This window comes from Azospirillum melinis (genome assembly GCF_013340935.1).
In the GTDB taxonomy this organism is placed as follows: domain Bacteria; phylum Pseudomonadota; class Alphaproteobacteria; order Azospirillales; family Azospirillaceae; genus Azospirillum; species Azospirillum melinis.
On sequence record NZ_WHOS01000159.1, the window covers coordinates 1 to 549 of the forward strand.

Genomic DNA, 549 nt, shown 5'->3' on the forward strand with positions numbered 1-549 from the left:
CGCGCGGCTCGTTCTCGCGGATCGCCTTCAGCACCTGGCCGAAGGGCGAATGCACCGTGCGCCAGATCAGGGCGAAGCCGGCGACGAAGATCGCCAGCACCGTGTAGTACATGGTCAGCGGCTGGCTGAGGTCGAACAGCCCGAACAGGGTGCCGCGCGGCACGCCCTGGATGCCGTCCTCGCCATGGGTGAAGGGCAGCTGCAACGCCAGGAAGAACACCATCTGGCTCAGCGCCAGCGTGATCATGGCGAAATAGATGCCCTGGCGACGGATGGCGATCAGGCCGAAGACCAGCCCCATCAGCCCGGCGACCGCGGTGGCGGCGATCAGCCCGAACTCCGGCGCCCAGCCCCAGACCTTCACCGTGTGGGCGGCGATGTAGGCGGCCCCGCCGAAGAAGGCGGCATGGCCGAAGCTGAGCAGGCCGGCGAAGCCGATCAGCAGGTTGAAGGCGCAGGCGAACAGCGCAAAGCACAGCACCTTCATCAGGAAGACGGGATAGAGCACGAAGGGTGCGGCGACGGCGACCAGCAGCAGGACGGCGGCGA

Annotated in this window: 1 protein-coding gene; it reads right to left on the reverse strand. The window is 67.6% G+C overall.

Features of this window, described 5'->3' with window-relative positions:
- A partial coding sequence (locus tag GBZ48_RS35930; protein ID WP_246307701.1) for a branched-chain amino acid ABC transporter permease occupies window positions 1–538 on the reverse strand: 538 nt, incomplete at its 3' end.
- Window positions 539–549 lie beyond the last annotated feature (11 nt).